We start from the raw sequence: 18,353 nt of genomic DNA, 5'->3' as shown, positions 1-18,353 counted from the left end.
GATCTGCGCCCAGCACAAAAAGCGCCCCTAAGAAAACTGATTGCAGCTTTCTTAGGGGCGTTTCTAACAAAGGACAGACCCTTTGCCTTTTCAATAAAATATTTATTTCACGCGTAGAGCGAAGCTAGCAGTCGAAAAGCCTGATTGTGCTTCGGTGACTGTATAACCCGTGCTTGGCGCATGGATATAGCTTGTATTACTTGTAGCGATCGCTACATGGTAGGTATTCCCTTTTTGACCCCAGAACAGCAAGTCGCCAGCTTGTGCTTGCGAGACAGGAATGATCGTCCCTGCGCTTTCTTGTGGGACTGTCCAATCACCGATGTTTTTGCCCGTCACTTTTAAGAAGACGTAGCGTGTAAACCCAGAACAGTCGAAGACATCTGGTCCTTTGCCTCCCCATTGATAAGGAGTGCCGATATGTTTTCTAGCTTCTGCAACGATCGCTGCTCCGTTCACGCTCATCGGAATATTAGTATTGCCTGCGTTGTTATTGTTGCCAGGAGTCGTCGCACTGACTTCTTTGACATATGCTGCAGATACCCAGCCACCAGTTGATAACTTATACCAAGTGGTATTGCCATTGACTGACGTGCCTTGTTTTTGAGCCACTGCTTTGAAGGTCGCATTACTGCCCAAACTGCTGACCACACTTGCAGAAGTCGATGCATTTGAGCGCACATTCATCCCAGTGGTTGTTTGGAACGTCTTATTGATGGCTTGCTCACTCGCATTGCTTGAGCCGTTTGATGAACCAGTATTGTTTGAACCTGTGTTTGAATTATTGTTATTACTTGTATTTCCAGAACTAGACGTGACGTCACGCACATATGCCGCTGTGATCCAGCCACCAGTCGATACTTTGTACCAAACATTGGTGCCGCCAACGGATGTGCCATTTTTCTGGGCAACGACCTTCACCGTCGTGCTGTTGCTTAGGCTGCCAACGACACTGCCGCTTGTTGACGCACTCGAACGAACATTTAATGCCGCTGTTGTTTTCACGTTCTTGCTGATAGCCGTTTCTGCAGAAACACTTGTATTGCCGCCAGAAGAACTATTGCCTGTGGAGCTACTGGAAACATCTTTGACATAGGCTGCCGTGATCCAACCGCCTGTGGACAATTTGTACCAAGTGGTCGTGCCATTCACCGATGTCCCACTCTTTTGTGCAACGACCTGTACTGTCGCATTACTGCTCAAACCGCGTACGACACTAGAACTTGTCGTTGCATTTGAACGGACGTTCAATGCAGTAGTCGTTTTCACTGATTTCGAAATTGCTTTTTCCGATGAAGAAGACGACGAATTGGACGAGCCTGTATTGGCAGAAGAAGAGCCTGAGGTGCTCTTCACATAAGCCCCTGAGATCCAGCCGCCTGTTGATAGCTTATACCATATTGTATTGCCATTCACTGAGGTACCGTTCTTTTGAGCCACCGCAGTGATTGTTGTATTTGCTCCTACACCACTTACGATAGAGGCACTTGTTGAAGCATTTGAACGAACATTCAGTGAAGCTGTTGTTTTAAATTGTCGATTGATCGCCGTTTCAGCTGACGATCTGGCAAGAGTAGCAGTTGTGTTGGTTGATGACGAAGCGTTCGTCGTTTCGGTCGCATGAGCAAGAGACGTAAAGACACCTGATGTTGATGCTAACGCTGCTGTGATACCCAATCCTTTTTGTACGAAAAGGGACCGTTTTTGTTTCACTAAACGCTTCCGTTTGATTTTCCGAGATTCCAATAAAACACCCCCTGTACCCCATTTTAACAAAAATTAATATTTTTTGATATTGTTTTCGTTTTGTATTTTTTTAATTTGCGTTTAATAAAACGTGTCATTTATTTTCCTGCGTTATTCTTTTTAATCACTTTCTCTTTGACGCTGACCGTTGGCACTATATTTACAAAGATTTCTATAAACAACAAAAAAATGCTATTTCATTCAACGTTATTTTAATTCGCGAATAAAAACAGGATTTTTTTTACAAACAAACCCACTTTTTGAAAATCAAGACTGTTATTTGAATAACATTTCTTTCCTGATCCCCTTTTTCAAAAATCGATACTAAAATCACCCATTTATCATTCCTTTTTTACACACGGGATTCTGTGAAAAAAGTTTTTTCAAAAAGAATGCTTCTTTTACCAGTGTGATCGACGCTATGATGAAATCCTGTTACATCGCTTCCAACTGGATACGAATTTTTTGATAGAGAAGTCCCTCACTTCTACCGAAAGAAATATTTTCACAATGTATTTCATACGAAAGTTTATAATACCAAGGAGAAAACCAAGAATTTGCATAAGTTTGTGAAATTATGCTATACTAAAAAAAAAGGAAGAGGTGACCGAGTATGAAAACAAAGACGAAAGAAAAAGTTTATGCTGAACGACAACATAACTACAAAACGAAAAAAGAAGAGATTTTCAAAAAAGCCCTAGATTCCGTACCGACCACAGACAAGAAAAAAGAAGAACAGAAAAAGAAAGCGTAGAATCCTGCGTTTTCTTTTTTTGTTGATCTGTAAAAAGACGAGGCTTCGCCGAAGGGTGGCGAGTCTCGTCTTTATTGTAATCGAAAAAAAAGCAGGCTATGATACTTTCTATCTCAACCATTGTCAATTCACCTTGAAAATCACCGAATGACTACCATCAATGCAATAAAGGGAAACTCTTCCTCAAAAGAAGCGACAGTTTCTTATTCCAACGGGTCTTAAACACAATATTTAGTAGGCGAAAACACGTTCCTACAATATATTGTGGATAAACCTGTTGAAACTGTGCATAACTAAAAAGCCTGCGATTTTTTTGCAGACTTTTTAGTTATTGACATGCTTGAATTAATCTAGAGATAAATAATAGCTCACATTATCTGGTAACGGTTTAAAGCCATTCTTTTTGTAAAAATCCGCTGCGGGCATACTTTCTTCGGTATCTAACAGGATCGTTGGAATCTCTTTCTTGAGCAGATCCTCTTTGATCATTTCTAAGAAAGTGGAACCCAAGCCCTTTCCTTGGTGCGTGCCTGTAATTAAAAAGGTGTCGACCACATACTCTTTTCCTTGATACCAGGGCTTGATAAAGCCCAATGAAAGACCAATCAATTCATTCGATGCTCGGTTTGTTAGTCGATAACCAATAAAAGTATTCATTGCCATCATTGATGATACATAGTCGGTGATTTGCGGCACTGTCAATTGGTCATTCCATGGTTCTGCTGAAAATACAGCAATATAGTGGTCCACGACTTCTGCTAAATCTGCCGTTGTTAATTCACGCATGCTTACGTTCTTTTCCATCCTATCTCCTGCTTCCCTTTCTATTTCGGTCGAGCCTATACTCGAAGAATCCACTAATTTTTGTGCGTGTATCAATCATCGATTCGTTTTGCATAGCCATTGCCATAACTGATATAACGGCGCTTTTGGTTGACGGCCATTTTTTTATGAATCTCTGCTTCAAGATCAATGGAAAGGATTTCTGCTAACCCAAGAAGATAAATCGCCACATCCGCCAATTCTTCTCCTACCTCTTGTTGCTTCCGATAGGCATCAAAGGCCTCCCCTATTTCACCATATAAAGCCAAAAACTCTTTTTCAATATTGGTGACATTGAATTGGTGATCGATTTTGTTTTGATAAATCGCTTTTTGCATTTCTGATAGTTTCATAGTCGCTCCTTTTGGGATAGTATACCATTTAATTAAAATTCAAAATAGAAACTTAGTAAAAAAATCACCTCAAAAAATAGTGACCCCAAAACGTTAGAATTTTGATCTAACTTTTGTAGGTCACTATAATATAGGATTCCCTTTTTTTATTCTGCCCGCTCCAATTCAGCAGATTTGATTGCAACCCGTTGAGCGATTTTTAGAAATGGAAAATAGATTGCTACACAGACGACGATGATGATCACCTGAACCAAAACAACTTTGAAATCCCCTTTTGATGCCAATAATGCACTAAGAATTGGCGGTGTCGTCCAAGGAACCATGACTGAAAGTGGCTCAATGAATCCTACTGCGGTCGCAAAGTAGCCAATCAACGTCGCAACAATTGGACTTGCAACGAAGGGAATGATCATTGGTAAATTGAAGACGATCGGTAAACCAAAGATGATTGGCTCGTTAATATTAAAAATACCCGGAGCTAGGGATAGATTGACGACATCCCGAAAAGGTTGGTAATTGCGGACGAATAAGAGCACTGCAATGATCAAACTGATCGTAAATCCAGTCCCGCCTAGTTGTGCGAAAACCGTCACAAATGCTGAATTTAAAATATTGGGTGGCGTAGCACCGTCCTGCACAGCCTGCATGTTCTCATTCATATTGACTAACAGCAACGGATCTAACAAGGTGCCATTGATGACGGTTTGGTGAATGCCTAAAGTAAACAGAAAGTTGCCCGTTGAATAGATGATCAAGAAACCAAAAATCGATGTGTTCAATAAACGCAGTGGTTCTTGGATCACTGTTGAAATGATTTGAATCAGGTCGGTATCAAATGCTGCTAGCACGGTCGCAACTACGGCAAAGAAGGAAATCACTAAAATAGCAGGGATCAACGTACTGAAGGATTTGCTGACAGCAGGAGGAACTTGATCCCCTAAATTGATTTCTAAGTGCTTGTTTTCTGATAGCCGAATAAATAATTCCGTGGCAACTAGCCCACAAATGATTCCAGAAAACATCCCTTTGGTCCCGACATCATCAAACAGCATCACACCACTGATGGTCACTTCTGCTTGGGCGCCTTCCGGCATCACGGCATGAGCCATCGCCAACATGACCACTAAGCAAGTCGTTGCCACAAAGGTTGCATTGATGGCGCTCGGATTATTTTTGTTGCGACAAAGGAAGTAGGCGATCATCGGAGCAATCAGCAAACCGGCGATATTCAATGTTCCATTGGTGATGGAATTGCCAAACACTTGCATTCGCGCCAAGGCAGCCCCTTCTAAGAACCACGGAAAGAAGACATTATTAAACAACACAGCGATCCCTGCGATAATAAAGGCAGGCATTAAGGTCGCAAACGCATCACGAAGACTTTTGAGATGAACCTGATTGCCGAGACGGACCGAAAACTCTGTAAATTTATCTAAAAACGTGCGCTTTTCTGCTGCCATTTTCTGTTCCTCCTATTCTGCATATGGGTTTGTATAGATCGTACTACCATTCGTTTTGATAACTTCTTTGAACCATTCATACGATTTTTTCGGCACACGTTTCATATCTCGCAACTCATGATTGCCACGATTGACATACACAAGTCCGTATCGTTTCTCCATATCACCTTGAGAGCTCAAAATGTCGATCAGTCCCCAGCCAAGATAACCAAGACAGACCACTCCATCTTCCACCATCGCTGCAAACATCGCTCGAATATGCTCTTGATGGTAGGCAATCCGGTAATCATCTTGAATCGGTTCGTTGCCATTCCAATGCTCTCTGACACCAATTCCGTTTTCAATCGGAAACACTGGCAACCGGTACCGCTGATAGACTTTATTTAAGACATCACGGAAGCCGAGCGGATCAATTTGCCAATTCCATTCCGTCGTTTCAATATACGGATTGTCTTGTTTTCCAAAAGTCATGTACCGATTTGGCGACGTTCCTTCAGGGATTTTTTCAGCGTTCAAGGTAGAAGAAGCATAATAGCTAAAGGCAATGTAATCATTTTTCTGCGCTGCGATCGCTTCTAATTCCCCAGGTAAAATATTCATATTGAGTTGATGATTTTTCACGTATCGGTCTTGTGCTGCCGAATACTTGCCGTGCGCATAGCAATCTAATAAAGTAAAATTCGCAAATTCATCAAACTCTCTTGCTGCTTTGATGTCTTGTGGACGACAAGTCGCTGGATACGCTTCAGAATACGCCAGCATGCCGCCAATCTTCGCATTTGTTGTTTCATGAAGATAGTTACAGATCTCTGCATGGCAAACCATGACATTGTGGAAAATTTGATACAATTCTTCTGTTGTTTCTTCCCCTTCTAAATAGCCGCTGATCTTAAAACCATGGTCTTGGTGGAAAAGATTTTGTTCGTTAAAGGTTAACCAATAATGGACTTTATCCGCAAAACGATCCACCATTTCTTTTCCAAAGCGAATGAATGCGTCCTTCACTTCTTTACTGATGAACCCGTTATAGGTTTTCGCTAGATGCAGGGGCATATCAAAATGGTACAAACAAATCATAGGTTCGATTCCTCTAGCTAACAGATCATCAATAAAACGATCGTAATAGGCGATCCCTTCTTCATTAAAGGCACCATCTCCATCGTGAACGACCCTTGACCAAGAAATTTGAAAACGATACATGTTCATCCCCAAATCTTGCATATAATCAAAATCTTCTGTATACGCATGATAGTTATCATTTGCTACATGCCAATCGCTAGCCTGTTCCGAAGCTTCCCGTATATCATAAACGGATAAGCTTTTACCACCTTCATTCCATCCACCTTCTGTCTGCATACTGCTGACACTGTTTCCCCAATAAAATGTCGTCATATTGATTCCTCCATCATTTGTATTCGCTTACAAAACCTATTATAATTAGGTGAAATCGGCATGTAAATTTTTCGAGAACACATGTAAAGCTTTTTCTGTACATATGAATTTCAGTTGATTCTTTAATGATATACCTTGTTTTTATCCCCTTCAAACAAAACTCAAGTCCATGAATTACTTTACATAAGGAGTGATGACTATGACAAAATACAAAGAGATCGTTGATCAGTTGCGGACGAATATTTATGAAGGTGTTTTTCCAGCTTTATCAAAGCTACCGGAACAAACGGCGTTAGCCAAACGATTTCAAACCTCGCGAATGACGATCCAAAAAGCGCTAAATCAACTGAAGCAAGAAGGCCTGATTTCCACCAAAAGAGGTCATGGCACCTATGTCAATTCAGCGACCTACCAAGGACAGATCAATGAGTATATCGGTCTAGTCAACCGATATGGCGGGCGGCATAAAGTGCAAAGTAAAATCATTAGTTTCAATGTTCGTTTCCCAGAAGCCAACGAAATGGATTACTTGTCCTTGCGAGAAAACGAACCTGTTTATGATATCGTACGACTGCGCTATGTTGATAACGAACCCTTTGAATTGGAGTACACGATCATGCCCATCAAAACCATTCCCGATATTGATATGGCGATCCTTGAACACTCGATCTATCGATATATCACTGATTCCTTACACCTCAAAATAGGCCCCGCCATACGTAAAATCCGTGCCGACAAAGCGGATTCCTATGATATCAAATATTTAGAAGTTGATCCCAATGATCCGATCTTAGAATTAGAACAAGTTGCTCGTCTCTCCGACGGACGGCCCTTCGAATTTTCACAAACTCGTTATCCTTACCAAAATCGTGAGATTTACTATCTTTCTGAACCTTAATGGCAAAAAAACAAGTCTGAAGAAAACTCAGACTTGTTTTTATTGTCTAGGAAAGGTGAACTCGTTAAGATTCTTCGTTTTTTTTCGCCGTTCGCTCGGGACTGACCCAAACGCCGCTACCGTAGCCAAGGATGGTTTTGACGGCTGGAATAAAGGTAGTGACGATCGTTATGGCATTAATCATCCAGTAAAACAGCATGTAAAAAGGGGCAAAGCGGAAATACTTCAGCTTGCTGCGGTTGTCATCCGCCAAAAGGCTGGTAAATAGCTGCATGACCCCTGCAATCATCTCAAAACAAACAAAGAGAAAGGCCATCGTAAACATATGGTAGATCCGCTCGTAATTCCCAGTTGCCCCATAATAAATCAGATAAAAAACAAACAAAGCCGAAGACAACCAGAAAAAGAATGACCAGATAATACTTAAGGACTGATCCACAAACATGGCGGTTCGTCCGATATTTTCAAAAGGGTGTAAGAAAACTTTTTTAAAATTGGTCAACCACACTTCCGTTCCGCCTTTCGCCCAACGTTTCCGTTGCCGATAGAGCATCTTGAGTGTTTCTGGCACCTCCATGAAAAACATCACTCGTGACGCAAACAATGACAACCAACCATGGAATTGGTGGTCCCAGGCAATACTGATATCTTCCGTGGCACGATTTTGTCGAAAGAGACCAACGTCCATCAATGCGGCTCTACGATACATTGTGTTGGCACCGCTATAGGCATAGATGACGCCGAAAACGGCTTGCTGGGTTCGTTTGATAATTCCTACGATACTTGAAAATTCAACGGTTTGCGATTTCCCGACGATCGTTGTGCGATTTTGAACGTCCATATTCGCCGTAATGGCAGAGATATTGATGGAATCTTGGCGGATGAAATAATTGACATATTTCCACAATGCATCAGGTTCAGGGACCGTATCTGCGTCGTTGCTCAAAATCAATTCCCCTTTAGCAAACCCTACACCAATATTAAAGGCATGGGCTTTCCCTTGGTTTTTTTCGATACGCAAAACCCTTAGATTCGGGTACTGTTCCATCAATCGATCTAGTATCACAGGAGTTTGATCCGTTGAGCCATCATCCGTCACCAACACCTCATAGTTGCTGTAGTTTAGATTGTTCATTAAATAATGAATCGTGTCTTCAATTACGACTTCTTCATTGTGAGCCGGTACCATAATGGTGATCATCGGCTCGATTTCTTCGGGGATCGGTATCCACTCTAACTGACGATAGCGGAACAAAAAACGATTGCAGATCACCCCGATGAACCAAGCAAAGCCGCCTAAAATGGGATACGTGAACAGAATCATTAAAACAACCGTTAAAAATGTATCCAACCACGGGAACCCAGTATCAAAATTGACAACCATCAGCCCACCCCATTTCTACGGAAAAGTTCTTGGATCTCCGTTTCTCCAATGTTTTGCTCAGGAGTAACGGCATAGTACTTGGCAGCGTGACGCTCTTCTTTCGTTCCGAAGCGTTCTTCGTAAAAAGCTTCTAATACTTCTTTGCGTTTTTCTAAGGCAACTTCGTCATGCATCGATTGCTTTTGCAACAATCTTTTGAAACGCCGGTTGTTCCTCAAGGTCAACAAAGTAAATGTCAGAACCAAGACCAAAAAAGAAATTCCTAGGAACAACGCCAAAAAATCAAAAGTCACTGCTTCTTCCAGATATGTCCGAAAGGCGATCCGATCCGCTAGATTCGGTAAAGTCAGCGGGATGGCCAGCCAGACAAACGGAACCAAGACCATCAGCCAAGCAAGAATCGTCAAAATCGTTTGGCGGGTCTTCAAAGCAGAACGACCTTTTTGAAAATACGCATCGGTGACCAACCGTTCTTTGACTTCTTCCCGTGTCACTCGTTGTTTCATTTTACTCACTCCTTAAAAAGTATTTTTTGCTGTGAAGAAAAAGAAGCAACAAAAGCAAGTCGTCTTTTGATGGACCTGCTTCGTTCTTCTTTTTGACCTACTTGGATTTCTTGCCAACTTTCAACGCATTGAACAGCGTGTGAAATTGGCCTTTAAAGGACATCACTTGCTCAAACACATCTTCCCCATCATTCAGCATCTTGACAGTCACCCAGCCTAATGCTTCGGTGATACCACTAGCCACACTGGCATTGATCGCAGCTCCAGCAACGGTGCCTACTGCTGGGACAAATTTCAAGATATTGCCAACGGCACTGCGTCCAAAACTCACCACCACTAACTCTTTCGAGATACTCTTCGCTAACCCTTCACGCCACGTTCGCCCAAAAATGCGATACAAACGTGCCATCATCGTCATTTGAACCGGCACAAGTAACACTGCATCTGAAAAAGGAATCGGTGAACAGCCGATGATCGCCGCCGTCAAAGAAGCCGCATGGATCGTGCGGTGGGCTTTTTTCCGCGTTTCATCATCTACGCCAACCAAAAACTCCTCAAACACCTGATCAAATTGATCCTTGCTTTTCGCTAACACTTTTTCCGCCTGGGCTTTTGATCCGTCATAGCCTTTCATCACAAGGGCAGCCGATTTTTTCGGCATTCGCTTCATGACATCCGCAAAAAAAGAAGTAAACTCCGCTTCTTCTTGCAGCTCTTCTCTCGTTTGACTTTGCTCGACTTGAACGGACTGTTCCGTTAATAATTCATTTTCGTTTTGCTTCTTTTTGCGTTTTATCCATGGTTTTTTCAAAGAAATGTCTCCTTCTTTCGACTCGTTGTTCATTTAAAAAATCAAAGTGAGCCATGATTTTGTTCCTCTTTCTATTTTAGCTCAGGTTTTTCAAGATAGCGAAAATGTAGCTTGAGAGAGCTTACACTTGATGAAAAATGCAAATTTGCATCTTTAGATTATTTATTTATATTATCGTTTTTTTATGCTATGATACACAAAAGGAGTGGATCAAATGAAAAAGAAATTGAATTGGAAAGTCCTTTTTTATTTAGGCTTATTGACTTACTTTCTTTTAAGCGGTATCTTCGCATTCTTTGGGGTCGAAATACCGTTTCTTTATAAACGTTGATCTTCACGTTTTCTCAGAACAATATCATTCAACCCTTTGCTCTATGCTAAGACAATCCATCATTCTAACATCCATATAATCTAATTAGAAAAGGTGATTTTCTTGTCCATTTTATTTGATTTATTGCAGCTACTTGCCGTTATCTGTATCGCGTATTTATTGTTCACAAAAAACCATTTCCTCAAGCAATTAACCGCTGTTCAGAAAATGGTCTTTCTCGTCTTATGTGTTTCTGTGCTCCTACCGGCTCTTTATGAATTTATTACTGGGTTTGCCCAGGGATTTTGGGAACGGTTGTAATTCACGGTTCCTTAGAAAACACGCTGCCTTTACAAGACAAATAGATAGCTCATATCTACCAGTCCTTTCTCCTTTTATTCAAGCAATGAACCAATTCTTTGGTGCTTAGAATACTAAGAAGAGAGGTTTTTTGTCTTTTACTGTGTTAAAGTATTTTTTGATCGTACAAAAAAAGAACCCCTCAAAAGAGGAGTTCTCAAGGCTTGCTTACATCATGCCGCCCATACCCATTGATGGGTCCATTGCAGGAGCTGCTGGCGCTGCTGGTTCTGGTTTGTCGGCAACGACTGCTTCAGTTGTTAACAATAATGCGGCAACAGAAGCTGCGTTTTGTAATGCAGAACGCGTTACTTTTGTTGGGTCAACGATCCCAGCTTCTAGCATGTTTACCCATTCGCCAGTTGCTGCATTGAAACCAACACCTAAGTCAGCGTTTTTCAATTTGTCGATGATGACTGAACCTTCGTAGCCTGCATTTTCAGCAATTTGACGAACGGGTTCTTCTAATGCACGTAAAACGATTTTGACACCTGTTGCTGCATCGCCATCTGTTTCGATTTCTGCAACTTTGTTGATGACATTGACTAAGGCAGTTCCACCACCAGAGACCATGCCTTCTTCAACAGCGGCACGTGTTGCGTTCAATGCATCTTCAATACGTAATTTCAACTCTTTCAATTCAGTTTCAGTTGGTGCCCCAACTTTGATCACTGCAACTCCACCAGCAAGTTTTGCTAAGCGTTCTTGTAGTTTTTCACGGTCAAAGTCAGAAGTTGTATCAGCGATTTGGTTTTTGATCAATTGAACGCGTGCGTCAATTGCTTCTTTTTCACCAGCACCTTCAACGATCGTTGTGTTGTCTTTATCCACAACCACTTTGCTTGCTTGACCTAAGTTATCGATGGTTGCATCTTTCAACTCAAGACCTAAGTCTTCAGTGATCACTGTACCACCAGTTAAGATCGCAATGTCTTCTAGCATTGCTTTACGACGGTCACCAAATCCTGGTGCTTTCACTGCGACAACGTTGAATGTTCCACGGATTTTGTTCAAGACAAGTGTTGGTAATGCTTCGCCATCAACGTCATCAGCGATGATCAATAATGGTTTTGATTGTTGTAAGATTTGTTCTAACAATGGCAAGATATCTTGGATGTTAGAGATTTTTTTGTCAGTGATCAAGATGTATGGATTTTCTAACGCTGCTTCCATTTTATCGTTGTCAGTTACCATGTATTGTGATAAGTACCCACGATCAAATTGCATTCCTTCCACAACATCTAATTCTGTTTCGATCCCTTTTGATTCTTCAATAGTGATAACACCGTCATTGCCGACTTTTTCCATTGCATCAGCGATATATTGACCAACTTTTTCACTACCAGAAGAAACAGCACCAACTTGTGCGATTGCTTCTTTTGAATCAACGATTGATGAAATGTTGTGTAGCTCTTCTACAGCCACTTTTGTTGCCATTTCGATCCCACGACGAATACCTAATGGGTTCGCACCAGCGGTGACATTTTTCAATCCTTCACGAACGATTGCTTGTGTCAATAACGTAGCAGTCGTTGTTCCGTCACCAGCGATATCGTTTGTTTTTGAAGCGACTTCAGAAACAAGTTTTGCGCCCATGTTTTCAAAATGATCTTCTAATTCGATTTCTTTAGCGATCGTTACACCGTCATTTGTAATCAATGGTGAACCGTAAGATTTTTCTAAAACCACGTTACGACCTTTAGGACCTAAGGTTACTTTTACTGTATCTGCTAATTTATCTACCCCACGAAGCATTGCTGCGCGTGCGTCTTCTGCAAATTTGATTTCTTTTGCCATGATTTCATCACCTCAAGTATTTTTTATTTTTCTTATTCTACTACTGCAATGATATCTTTTGCAGCAACGATCAAATATTCTGTTCCTTCATATTTCACTTCTGTGCCAGCGTATTTTTCAAACATTACTTGTTCGCCAACGTTGACAGCAACAGGAGCTTTTTCACCGTTTTCGAGCGTGCGTCCTTCGCCGACTGCAATAACGGTACCCGTTTGTGGTTTTTCTTTTGCTGCTGATGCAAGCACGATTCCGCCTACAGTTTTTTCTTCTTCTTTTGCGACTTCGATAATCACACGATCACCTAATGGTCTTAACACGATAAATCCCTCCAATGAATGTTATAGAATTTAGTATTAGCACTCTCTTGTATCGAGTGCTAACTTACAGTTTCAATATTACTCATTTTCCCAAATTTTTGCAAGCCTTTTGCTAAATTTTTTTTGCATTTCTATTTGATTGATAAAAATAGTAGGATTTTTTGTTTCTAGAAGCAACCTAGTCTATAATGAAGCAAAGGAGTGTGAGGAAACAACTATGTCTTTATCAAAATATTCTTTGTCCACGATTCTTACTTACGGCATCGTCTTTTTTCTACCGATCGCCTTCATCCCTAGCGGACATCAAGTGGCCGCAACAACGATTGGTTATTTAGTTGGTGCTGCGATCATGTTTTTCTTGTATTTCAAACAAACGGAACCGTTATCGTTTGAACACAAAAGATCAAAAATTTCATCGATTCTTATTTATGGACTGACAGGTATTATTGCAGCGATCTTGTTGCAAAATCTAGCCATTTTTATCGAATCGCTTTTCGGTGAAGTCAGTGCTTCGCAAAATACCGAAAATATCATTGCTATTGTGCTGCAAAACCCACTGTTCGCCCTCGCGGCAATGGTTGGTGGACCAATTATGGAAGAATTTGTCTTCCGCAGAGCCTTAGTTGGCATCATTGGGAAATACAGCAATGTTTGGGTCGGTGTAGTGGTCAGCGCTGTAGCCTTTGCCTTTGCCCATAATGACAATCATCTCTTAGTCTATATTTTCTTAGGACTGTTCTTTTCTGGGCTTTATGCCTTGACCGGCAGCATTTGGACTTCCATGATTACCCATGTGGGAATGAACACTTTAGTTATTATTATTCAGTTGTTGCTTCATTACGGCTATATCCAAATGCCCTAAAGAAAAAAACGCTACGCAGAAATTTTGCGTAACGTTTTTTTTCTTTATACCTTCATGCCATTGGACGCAATCACTTGCTGATACCATGCAAATGAATCTTTCTTCCGACGATCAAGGGTCCCATTTCCTTCATTGTCTTTGTCCACATAGATCACACCGTAGCGTTTCTTCATTTCCCCTGTACCAGCAGAAACCAAGTCAATGATGCCCCACGGTGTATAACCCAATAAGTCGACGCCATCATAAGCTACTGCTTCTTTCATCATTTCGATATGGGCTTTCAGGTAATCAATACGGTAGTCATCATGGATCTGCCCATCCTCTTCCACTGTATCTACGGCACCAAAGCCATTTTCTACAATGAAGAGCGGCAATTCGTAGCGTTCGTTGAACCAATTCATGGCATAGCGTAAGCCCTCGGGATCAATCTGCCAGCCCCATTCGGAAGCATCAACATAGGGATTATCCACCAGATCTTGGCTCTCATCATAGTCATAGGTTGGATCATTTTCCTTACCTTTGATCGCAAAAGACATATAGTAACTAAAGCCGATGTAGTCAACACAACCTTTTGCCAAAATTGCTTCATCTTCAGGGGTGATATCTAAATCAAATTGTTTTCTCTCAAAATAGCTGCGCATATATCTCGGATAGTGTCCACGGGCATGCACATCTGAAAACCAATAGCGGCGCTGCATGGCCACCGTGGCTGCCATCATGTCTTTGGGATTGCAAGAATACGGATAGATTGGACACATCGCGATCATCGATCCGATTTGAAACGCAGGATTGATTGCATGCCCTAGCGCCACCACTTTCGCACTAGCAACGAGTTCGTAATGGGCTGCTTGGTACATGATTTTTTCTCGGTCTTCTCCTTCGGTAAAGAACAGACCGGAATTGGTAAACGGCGCAAAATCTTCTTTGTAGTTTGCTTGATTGTTGATTTCATTGAAAGTCATCCAATACTTCACTTTCTTTTGATAGCGCGTAAAACAAACTTCTGCAAAGCGGACAAACAAATCGATCAACTTACGGTTACGCCAACCTCCGTATTCGGTAACTAAATGATAGGGCATTTCAAAGTGAGAAAGGGTAATAACCGGCTCAATGCCATAGCGTAAACACTCATCGAATAATTGATCATAAAAGGCCAAGCCTTCCTCATTTGGCTCGCGTTCATCACCTTTTGGAAAAATACGGGTCCAGGCAATCGATGTTCGGAAGCACTTCAACCCTAATTCGGCAAAAAGCTTGATGTCTTCAGGATACCGATGATAAAAATCGATCGCTTCATGATTGGGATAGCTTTCGCCCGGTTGGATACCTTCCGTGATTCGGCGAGAAATTCCGTTGCCTCCTACAGTCATGACATCAGCGACACTCACGCCTTTTCCACCCGCACGATAGCCGCCTTCCAATTGGTGAGCAGCGACTGCGCCACCCCATAAAAAATCGTTTCTAAGTTTATTCATTTCTGTTCAACCTGCTTCCTTGGTATTAAACGATCTCTGTTTCTTGTTTATAGTTCAAACTATCGACCTTACGAATGAAAGGATAGTAAATAAAGAAGCCGATTGCTAAAACAACAAATTGTAAAATAGCGGTCCGGATGCCCCCTACTAGAAATCCTGAAATGATCGGCGGGGTCGTCCACGGAACTTGCACAGCAGTAAATAACGGTACGATACCGGTATAAAGTGCAAAATACGTGATCACGCCTGAAACCATCGGTGTCAAAATAAATGGTAAGACCATGATTGGGTTCATGACGATCGGTGTCGCAAAAATAATTGGTTCATTGATATTAAAGAATGCTGGGATCAGGGAGAGACGTCCTAATTGTTTGAACTGCGCTGAACGGGCAAAAGCAACCATGTATAGCACGATGCCAATTGTCATTCCTGCACCAGTTACCGTCATAAATTGATCTAAAAACTGTTGGGTCACGATGTGTCCCCCATTTTCCAATGTCAATGCTTTACCAGATTCAAGAATAGCCGTATTTGCTAATGAATTGGCTTGTAAAATCGGCCCCATGATGCCGCCCACGATCGTCGAACCATGAACCCCGAAGAACCACAAGAATGGTACTAAGAAGCCTAGCATCATTGCACCGCCAAGAGAATCCGTCACACCTTGCATTGGACTTTGAATCACGGTGTAGATCCATTCGACCACGGTTGTCTGAAAGACTTTATCAAAGAAAACATAAATGCCTAATGCGATGGTCGTCAAAACAGCTGCCGGAATCAACGCTGTAAATGAGTTTGCAACATTGGTGGGTACTTGTTCTGGCAGTTTGATCCGGATGTCGCGTTTTAAGAACCAAGTATAGCCCCAACCCACAAAAAGCCCTACTAAGATGGCACTGATCATGCCTTGTCCACCAGTCCATGTTTTATCAATGACATTTGCGATGGTCACATTTGCTTCAGCATCCGTTACACTTGACTCCATAGTTAATAAGAAAATAACTAAACCAATCATTCCTGCTGGGAGTCCTTCGTAACCTTCTGCTTTTACATACGAATAGGCGATACCCATTACGGCGAAAAAAGCCATAATTGCAAAAGAGGCGCCATAGGCTTGGTTGAAGTATTCACCTAAGCCACTATTCGTTACCCAATCCGCAATCGACTGGACGGGAAAGTTTGCTAATAGCAGGAAAATCGATCCTACGATTGAAAAGGGCATCGTATAAAGCATACCGTTTCTTAATGCAGTGATTGCTTTCGTATTAACAAATTTTAATATTGGGGGTAATAATTTCTCATTGATCCATTCGTTCATCTCACATCACTCCTAAAATAAAATTCCATCCACCGGCCAGTGAATTCGCTTACAAATAAATCTTAATGGATAATATTCCCCTTGCCTATAGCTTTTCTAAGTTATGAAACATGTTCCAACAAAAAAAACAGCCGAAGCTGTTTTTTTACGATCGCTTAGATTTGCTTGTAGACTTGATGGGCTAAAAGTTCGATCAGTGTAATCACCGGGACTTGCGTTGTCAGGTTCAAATCGACTTCTTTTCCGCCACTTACGACGGGCATATAATACGATATATTGTAGTCCGCCATTTGGGCGATCGTCGATTTTTCATCATTGGTGATGCTGAGTACTTTTGCTCCATAGCGTTTGAAGTCTTCCGTTTGCTTGATCATTTGAATGGTTTCACCCGACACCGATAAAATGATCGCTAACGTATTTTCCATTCCACGAGACGGTACTGGCAAAAAGGGATCAACGATGCTATAAGCATTAATGCCTAAGTTGGCAAAATAGCGACTGCCATAGGTGCCCAGAATGCCGCTTGTGCCGATACCGGAAAACGCCACATGGCGTGCGGAAAGAATCAATTCTACTGCCGGTTGGATAAACTTACGGTAATCTTCATTATTGACTTTTTTTAAGAATGTATTGACTTGAATCGTTGCATCATAGAAAAGATCAAACGCTCGTGCGTCTTGTTCCTTTTTTTGACAGATTGCATACTTTAACTCTGAATATCCACGATAGCCCAATTTCGTGATACATCGTAAAATCGTCGACGTTGAGACGTGGCATGCAGCTGACAATTCGCGAATCGTCAGCTGATCGATCTCTTCAAAATGCTGGACAATGTATTTATAAACTGCCATTTCAAGCTCGTTCAAAGTCTTGATTTTTTCTTCATCAAACATCCCACTGCCTCCACCCAACAAATTCATCGCTCTGATGATCGATTAGATCGCAAATAATTCCGTCGCTTTGTCAGGATCGGTATCAAAGACTTCAAACGTTTCTCCAACACCTAGATCATGTTCTTTCATGGTGTTGACCATCGTTAAGTGCGCCAACTCTTTCAGGTTGTTTTCTTTACTTAAATGACCAAGATAGACCCGTTTGGTGTTGTCGGTCAAGATATCCGTCATGACAAGTGCGCCATCTTCATTCGATAAGTGACCGCGATCTCCAAGAATCCGCTGCTTGAGACTCCATGGATAAGGACCCATTCGCAACATTTCTAGGTCATGGTTGCTTTCCACAAGGTACGCATCGGCGCCTTTGATAATGCCTCGCACATGATCGCTGCAATAACCGGTATCCGTCAACATCACGAATGATTTGCCGTCTTTATGGAAACGATAAAATTGCGGCGCTGCAGCATCGTGAGAGACGCCAAAGCTTTCAATGTCCAAGTCACCCAAGGTCAGCACTTTTCCCATTTCAAAGATATGTTTTTGTTCGACAGCGACGTTACCGATCATTGGATCCATCGCTTGCCATGTTTTTGTATTCGCATAGACATCAAGTTTGTATTTTCGTGCCAGTACTCCAACACCGTGGATGTGGTCCCGATGTTCGTGGGTCACAAGAATGGCGTCCAAGTCTTCTGGTTTGCGCCCTACTTCATCCAATAATGAAGTGATCTTCTTGCCGCTCAAACCGGCATCCACTAAGATCCGCTTTTTATTGCTTTCGATATAGAGCGAATTCCCTGAGCTTCCGCTGGCTAGAATACTTACTTGAAAGGCATTTTCCTTCATCATGGTTTACGTGACTTCCTCTCTGGTTGTTTCAACGAGTTCCATTATA

Annotated in this window: 17 protein-coding genes; 3 read left to right on the top strand and 14 right to left on the bottom strand. The window is 41.8% G+C overall.

All coding sequences use genetic code 11. The annotated features are described in order from the left end of the window. Nucleotides 1–102 precede the first annotated feature (102 nt). A complete protein-coding gene (locus CXM95_RS04170; protein WP_101698862.1) occupies nt 103–1,746 on the bottom strand; it encodes a C40 family peptidase in 1,644 nt (547 codons plus the stop codon). Between the two features lie 613 nt (nt 1,747–2,359). Between CXM95_RS04170 and CXM95_RS18810 the strand changes: the two genes are divergently transcribed. Then, nucleotides 2,360–2,500, top strand: a complete 141-nt coding sequence (locus tag CXM95_RS18810; RefSeq protein WP_005237363.1) for a hypothetical protein — start codon at nt 2,360–2,362, stop codon at nt 2,498–2,500. Nucleotides 2,501–2,845: 345 nt separating this feature from the next. On the opposite strand, the gene CXM95_RS04165 is transcribed toward CXM95_RS18810, so the two are convergent. The 4 genes from CXM95_RS04165 to CXM95_RS04150 all read right to left on the bottom strand — a co-directional run bounded on the left by CXM95_RS04165 (nt 2,846) and on the right by CXM95_RS04150 (nt 6,527). Further along, the gene (locus CXM95_RS04165; RefSeq protein ID WP_008377253.1) at nt 2,846–3,304 is read right to left on the bottom strand and encodes a GNAT family N-acetyltransferase; all 459 of its coding nucleotides are present in this window, start codon (nt 3,302–3,304) and stop codon (nt 2,846–2,848) included. 71 nt (nt 3,305–3,375) lie between these two features. Further along, nucleotides 3,376–3,675 (bottom strand): MazG-like family protein, encoded by a 300-nt coding sequence (locus tag CXM95_RS04160; RefSeq protein ID WP_005237365.1) that lies wholly within the window; start codon nt 3,673–3,675, stop codon nt 3,376–3,378. A gap of 146 nt (nt 3,676–3,821) precedes the next feature. Next, on the bottom strand, nt 3,822–5,135 hold the full coding sequence (locus CXM95_RS04155) for a PTS sugar transporter subunit IIC (protein ID WP_086299174.1): 1,314 nt from the start codon (nt 5,133–5,135) through the stop codon (nt 3,822–3,824). A 12-nt stretch (nt 5,136–5,147) separates the two neighbouring features. Further along, complete coding sequence (locus CXM95_RS04150) at nt 5,148–6,527, bottom strand: glycoside hydrolase family 1 protein (RefSeq protein ID WP_101698861.1); 1,380 nt, start codon at nt 6,525–6,527, stop codon at nt 5,148–5,150. Nucleotides 6,528–6,726: 199 nt separating this feature from the next. On the opposite strand from CXM95_RS04150, the gene CXM95_RS04145 reads away from it, so the two are divergent. Beyond that, nucleotides 6,727–7,425 (top strand): GntR family transcriptional regulator, encoded by a 699-nt coding sequence (locus CXM95_RS04145; protein ID WP_034868333.1) that lies wholly within the window; start codon nt 6,727–6,729, stop codon nt 7,423–7,425. 64 nt (nt 7,426–7,489) lie between these two features. On the opposite strand, the gene CXM95_RS04140 is transcribed toward CXM95_RS04145, so the two are convergent. The 5 genes from CXM95_RS04140 to groES all read right to left on the bottom strand — a co-directional run bounded on the left by CXM95_RS04140 (nt 7,490) and on the right by groES (nt 12,910). Beyond that, the gene (locus CXM95_RS04140) at nt 7,490–8,809 is read right to left on the bottom strand and encodes a glycosyltransferase family 2 protein (RefSeq protein WP_005237369.1); all 1,320 of its coding nucleotides are present in this window, start codon (nt 8,807–8,809) and stop codon (nt 7,490–7,492) included. Then, on the bottom strand, nt 8,809–9,315 hold the full coding sequence (locus tag CXM95_RS04135; protein ID WP_005237370.1) for a hypothetical protein: 507 nt from the start codon (nt 9,313–9,315) through the stop codon (nt 8,809–8,811). Before CXM95_RS04135 ends, CXM95_RS04140 begins: the two co-directional genes overlap by 1 nt. 97 nt (nt 9,316–9,412) lie before the next feature. Continuing rightward, a complete protein-coding gene (locus tag CXM95_RS04130; protein ID WP_005225303.1) occupies nt 9,413–10,159 on the bottom strand; it encodes a YcjF family protein in 747 nt (248 codons plus the stop codon). 805 nt (nt 10,160–10,964) lie between these two features. Next, nucleotides 10,965–12,593: a chaperonin GroEL gene (groL, locus tag CXM95_RS04120; RefSeq protein WP_005237384.1), complete on the bottom strand. Its 1,629-nt coding sequence runs from the start codon at nt 12,591–12,593 to the stop codon at nt 10,965–10,967. A gap of 32 nt (nt 12,594–12,625) precedes the next feature. Continuing rightward, nucleotides 12,626–12,910, bottom strand: a complete 285-nt coding sequence (gene groES / locus CXM95_RS04115) for a co-chaperone GroES (protein WP_005225291.1) — start codon at nt 12,908–12,910, stop codon at nt 12,626–12,628. A gap of 217 nt (nt 12,911–13,127) precedes the next feature. On the opposite strand from groES, the gene CXM95_RS04110 reads away from it, so the two are divergent. After that, the gene (locus CXM95_RS04110; RefSeq protein ID WP_008377239.1) at nt 13,128–13,772 is read left to right on the top strand and encodes a CPBP family intramembrane glutamic endopeptidase; all 645 of its coding nucleotides are present in this window, start codon (nt 13,128–13,130) and stop codon (nt 13,770–13,772) included. A 44-nt stretch (nt 13,773–13,816) separates the two neighbouring features. Here CXM95_RS04110 and CXM95_RS04105 read toward each other — a convergent pair whose 3' ends face one another. The 4 genes from CXM95_RS04105 to CXM95_RS04090 form a co-directional block, all read right to left on the bottom strand. Further along, the gene (locus CXM95_RS04105; RefSeq protein WP_086299172.1) at nt 13,817–15,247 is read right to left on the bottom strand and encodes a 6-phospho-beta-glucosidase; all 1,431 of its coding nucleotides are present in this window, start codon (nt 15,245–15,247) and stop codon (nt 13,817–13,819) included. 25 nt (nt 15,248–15,272) lie between these two features. Further along, a complete protein-coding gene (locus CXM95_RS04100; RefSeq protein ID WP_005237388.1) occupies nt 15,273–16,565 on the bottom strand; it encodes a PTS sugar transporter subunit IIC in 1,293 nt (430 codons plus the stop codon). 155 nt (nt 16,566–16,720) lie between these two features. Beyond that, nucleotides 16,721–17,458, bottom strand: a complete 738-nt coding sequence (locus tag CXM95_RS04095) for a MurR/RpiR family transcriptional regulator (RefSeq protein WP_008377233.1) — start codon at nt 17,456–17,458, stop codon at nt 16,721–16,723. Between the two features lie 42 nt (nt 17,459–17,500). Continuing rightward, the gene (locus tag CXM95_RS04090; protein ID WP_005237390.1) at nt 17,501–18,307 is read right to left on the bottom strand and encodes an MBL fold metallo-hydrolase; all 807 of its coding nucleotides are present in this window, start codon (nt 18,305–18,307) and stop codon (nt 17,501–17,503) included. Nucleotides 18,308–18,353: the final 46 nt, after the last annotated feature.

The sequence above is a fragment of the Enterococcus sp. CR-Ec1 genome (assembly GCF_002850555.1).
GTDB lineage: Bacteria > Bacillota > Bacilli > Lactobacillales > Enterococcaceae > Enterococcus_D > Enterococcus_D entomosocium.
Note: the sequence above shows the minus strand (reverse complement) of the source record. Positions and strands in the feature narration are given on the sequence as shown.

Coding starts and splice junctions, on each gene's coding strand:
- CXM95_RS04155 (WP_086299174.1), bottom strand. CDS start 5,135: ATGGCAGCAGAAAAGCGCACGTTTTTAGATAAATTTACAGAGTTTTCG.
- CXM95_RS04135 (WP_005237370.1), bottom strand. CDS start 9,315: ATGAAACAACGAGTGACACGGGAAGAAGTCAAAGAACGGTTGGTCACC.
- CXM95_RS04110 (WP_008377239.1), top strand. CDS start 13,128: ATGTCTTTATCAAAATATTCTTTGTCCACGATTCTTACTTACGGCATC.
- CXM95_RS04100 (WP_005237388.1), bottom strand. CDS start 16,565: ATGAACGAATGGATCAATGAGAAATTATTACCCCCAATATTAAAATTT.
- CXM95_RS04150 (WP_101698861.1), bottom strand. CDS start 6,527: ATGACGACATTTTATTGGGGAAACAGTGTCAGCAGTATGCAGACAGAA.
- CXM95_RS04090 (WP_005237390.1), bottom strand. CDS start 18,307: ATGATGAAGGAAAATGCCTTTCAAGTAAGTATTCTAGCCAGCGGAAGC.
- groL (WP_005237384.1), bottom strand. CDS start 12,593: ATGGCAAAAGAAATCAAATTTGCAGAAGACGCACGCGCAGCAATGCTT.
- CXM95_RS18810 (WP_005237363.1), top strand. CDS start 2,360: ATGAAAACAAAGACGAAAGAAAAAGTTTATGCTGAACGACAACATAAC.
- CXM95_RS04095 (WP_008377233.1), bottom strand. CDS start 17,458: ATGTTTGATGAAGAAAAAATCAAGACTTTGAACGAGCTTGAAATGGCA.
- CXM95_RS04130 (WP_005225303.1), bottom strand. CDS start 10,159: ATGAACAACGAGTCGAAAGAAGGAGACATTTCTTTGAAAAAACCATGG.
- CXM95_RS04145 (WP_034868333.1), top strand. CDS start 6,727: ATGACAAAATACAAAGAGATCGTTGATCAGTTGCGGACGAATATTTAT.
- CXM95_RS04160 (WP_005237365.1), bottom strand. CDS start 3,675: ATGAAACTATCAGAAATGCAAAAAGCGATTTATCAAAACAAAATCGAT.
- CXM95_RS04140 (WP_005237369.1), bottom strand. CDS start 8,809: ATGGTTGTCAATTTTGATACTGGGTTCCCGTGGTTGGATACATTTTTA.
- CXM95_RS04165 (WP_008377253.1), bottom strand. CDS start 3,304: ATGGAAAAGAACGTAAGCATGCGTGAATTAACAACGGCAGATTTAGCA.
- CXM95_RS04105 (WP_086299172.1), bottom strand. CDS start 15,247: ATGAATAAACTTAGAAACGATTTTTTATGGGGTGGCGCAGTCGCTGCT.